The sequence below is a fragment of the Spirillospora sp. NPDC046719 genome (genome assembly GCF_040645715.1).
GTDB lineage: Bacteria > Actinomycetota > Actinomycetes > Streptosporangiales > Streptosporangiaceae > Spirillospora.
In genome coordinates this window covers 1-3,744 of sequence record NZ_JBEYYT010000673.1, presented here as the reverse complement: position 1 = coordinate 3,744, position 3,744 = coordinate 1, and the positions used below count along the sequence as shown (strand labels likewise).

The 3,744-nt window shown below is 73.5% G+C and carries 1 protein-coding gene; it reads left to right on the top strand.

The window, feature by feature from the left end; genetic code table 11:
- Positions 1-84: 84 nt before the first annotated feature.
- Positions 85-3,702, top strand: a complete 3,618-nt coding sequence (locus ABZ914_RS48435; protein WP_500201369.1) for a bifunctional glycosyltransferase/CDP-glycerol:glycerophosphate glycerophosphotransferase — start codon at positions 85-87, stop codon at positions 3,700-3,702.
- The last annotated feature ends 42 nt before the right edge of the window (positions 3,703-3,744 follow it).

The window sequence follows — 3,744 nt, the reverse complement described above, 5'->3', positions numbered from 1 at the left end:
GCCCTCGCCCGCCCGCGCGCCGCCGCCCCGCCGGGCCCCCCGCGGATCCGCGCGCACCACCACCCCGCAACCCCTGGAGAACCCGTGTCACCGAAGATCAGCGTCGTTGTACCGTTCCGAGCCGCTGGGGACCACCTCGCCGGATGCCTGGAGTCGCTGGCCGGGCAGACGCTGCGCGACCTGGAAGTGATCATGGTGGACGACGGGGCCGCGGACGAGGCCGCCGCCGTCGCCGAGGCGTTCGCGCGCCGCGACGGCCGGTTCGTGCTCGCCCCGCATACCAACCCGTCCGCGGGGCCGGTGCGCAACACCGGCGTCCGGTACGCCGGGGGCCGCTACCTGGCGTTCGTCGACGGCGAGGACGCGCTCCCGCCGTACGCGTACGAGCTGCTGGTCGGGACGCTGGAGTCGACCGGGTCGGACATCGCCGGAGGCAACGTCATGTGCCTCGACGACGAGGGCGTCTGGCAGTCGTGGCTGCACGCGGAGCCGTACGCGGCGGCGGCGCGGTCCACGCACATCTCCCAGCAGCCGGCGCTGCTGCAGGACCGGACCGTGTGGAACAAGGTGTTCCGCCGCTCGTTCTGGGAGGCGCACCAGTTCGAGTTCCCCGCGATGCAGTACGGCGACCTGACCGTGGCGATGGAGACGCACGTCCTCGCGTCCTCCGTCGACGTCCTCGACGCCACCGTCTACTTCTGGCGCCACCACCTGGGCGCCTACGAGCGGGAACGGCAGGAGCTCGGCGACATCATCGACCGGATGGCCGCCCTGGGGATGGTGCGCCGCGTCCTGCGCGACCGGGCGCCGGAACTGCTGCCCGCCCACGACATGTACGCGCTGGACCTGGACGTCCGCGCGCTCGTGCACGCGCTGCCCGCCGCGTCCGAGCAGGAGCGCCGCCGGCTGGTCGGCCTCGGCGCGGAGATCGTCGCGGAGGCGCACCCGGCGGCGGTGTCCGGGCTGGAGGCGATCAAGCGGCTGGAGCTGCACCTGCTCGGCGAGCGGATGCTGCCGGAGCTGCTGGAGGTGCTGCGGTTCGAGGAGGGCGGCCTGGACGAGGTCCCGCTCGTCGCGAAGGGCCGGTTCCGGCAGCGCTGGTACGCCCGCTACCCGTTCTTCGGCGACCCGCACCGCGCCGTGCCCGACGAGGTGTACGACGTCACCGACGAGTTCGAGCTGTGGACGGGGGTGGAGCGGGCCGGCTGGGACGGGGACGTCCTCACGCTCGAGGGGTTCGCGCACCTCGCCCGCCTCGACGTGTCGTCGGCGCACGACTCCCGGATCCGGATGTGGCTGCGCGACGCCCGGACGGGCCAGGAGGTCCGCCTCGACGTGGAGCGGACCCGCTGCCCGGAGGCCACGGCCCGTTCCGGGCAGGCGCTGGTGTCGTACGAGTGGTCGGGGTTCGCCGTCCGGATCGACCCGGAGGCGCTCCGCGACGGCGAGGAGTGGCGCACCGCCGCGTGGGAGCTGTACGCCGAGGTGACGACGGCGGGGCACAAGGCCGTCCGGCGGGTCACCGCGGCGGCGCCGCGGGTGCGGTGGACGGCCGCGCGGCAGCTCGCCGAGCACGTCGCGGTCCAGCCGGCGGACGGCGACGAGGGGTTCGCCGTGCACGTCAAGGCGTCCCGGGCGGTGCTCACCGGGTTCCGCCGGATGGGCGACGTGCTGGAGCTGACCGGGTGGACGAACCGGGCGCTCGGCGCCGGGGCGGCGATCATGGCGGCGCGGCGGCACGGCGGGACGGAGGTGTTCGGCGACGTCACGGTCCGCCCGGCGGCGGTGACGCCGGCGGCCGAGGGGACCGGCTTCAGCTTCACCGCGACGCTGCCGCTGGACGGCCTGCTCTCGCTCCCCGAGTCCGCCGGCGACGCCCCCGATTCCGGCGCCCGCCCGGCCGGTCCGGCCCTCGGCCCGGCCGGTGGCCCGGCCGAAGGAGGGGAGCGCGCGTCGGACGACCCAGTGCCGCACACCGCTCCCGGCCACGCGCACCTGCTGGACGTCATCGACTGGGACATCCGGCTGAGCGGCGAGGGCGGCCCGCTCCGGCTGACCATGGCCGCGCATCTCGCCGAGGCCAGGTTCGCCTGGCGGGGCCGCGAGTTCGTCGTCACCCGCACCGCGTACGGGAACCTGCGGGGCATCGAGCGCGGCTTCCGGCCCGTGGTCACGCAGGCCGCCTGGGACGCCGAGGGCCGGCTCGCGCTCACCGGCACCTACGCCGACCCCGAGGACCGGCCCGGTCGGCTCGTGCTGCACCGCAGCCGCTCGGGCGAGGCGCACGAGGTGCCGCTGACCTGGGAGGGGAACCGGTTCACCGCCGCGTTCACGCCCGCGCGCCTGCCGGTGTTCGGGACGGACCTGCCGCTCGCCGAGGGCGCCTGGGACCTGATCGCGCCCACCCGGTCCGGGGACGTCGCCGTCGTCGCCGAGCGCGCCGGGATCCCCGCGCTGCCCGAATGGCGGCGCGTCGGGACCCACGAGTTCGAGGTCGGCGTCCACCAGACCGACGCGGTGCAGATCCACAGCCGTCCCGCCCTGTCGGAGGACGAGCGCGGACGGCACGCGCAGCGGCTCCTGCAGCAGAACGACTATCCCGTCTACCTGCGCAGCCCGCTGTCGGACGTCGTCGTGTTCGACAGCTGCAACGCGTCCCAGTACAGCTGCAACCCGCGCGCGCTCTACGAGGAGCTCGCCAAGCGCAGGCCCGACCTCGAATGCGTGTGGGTCTCGCGGGACGGCCAGTTCGCCGTTGAGGGCGAGGCACGGACCGTCCAGGCGGAAACACGGGAGCACTACCGGACGCTCGCGCGCGCACAGTACATCGTCACCAACTACGGGGCGCCGTACTGGTTCGCCAAGCGGCCGGGCCAGATCTACCTTCAGACCTGGCACGGCACGCCGCTCAAGCGGCTCGGCTATGACCTGAAGGACATGCCGTACCGGCGCACCGAGAAGCTCGACTGGATACAGCGCGAAGTGCCCCGGTGGGACTACCTGCTGTCGTCCAGCCCGTTCGCCACGCAGGTGATGCGGCACGCGTTCCACTACAGCGGCGAGGTCCTGGAGACCGGGTTTCCGCGCAACGACGTCATGAGCGCTCCCGAGTGGCAGCGCGTGGGCGCGGACATCCGCAAGCGCCTCGGCATCCCCGAGGGCAAGAAGGTGGTGCTGTACGCGCCGACCTGGCGGGATGACGAGCACCACACCCCGGACCGCCGCGGTTTCCACCTGGAACTGGACGTCGAGGCCATGCGGCGCGCGCTCGGGGATGACCATGTCCTGCTCCTGCGCGCGCACTACCTCGTCACGGACCGCGCCCACGTCGCGTCGGACGACTTCGTCATCGACGTCACCCGCTACCCCGACATCGCCGACCTCTACATGGCGTCCGACGTGCTGGTGACGGACTACTCGTCCGCCATGTTCGACTACGCCGTCCTGGGCCGCCCGATGGTCTTCTACACCTACGACCTGGAGCGCTACCGGGACCACGTCCGCGGCTTCTACCTGGACCTGGAGGCGGAGGCCCCGGGACCGCTGGTCGCGACGTCGGAGGAGGTCGCCGAGGCCGTCCGCGAGGCGCCCGCCCTGGAGGACATGTACAGCGGCCGGTACGACGACTTCTTCGTCAAGTACTGCCCGCACGACGACGGCGAGGCCGCGGCCCGCGTCATCGACCACGTCTTCCCTCGCTGACCCGCGCCGAGTCGCCGTCATGGGGTCCGCCATGACGGCGAC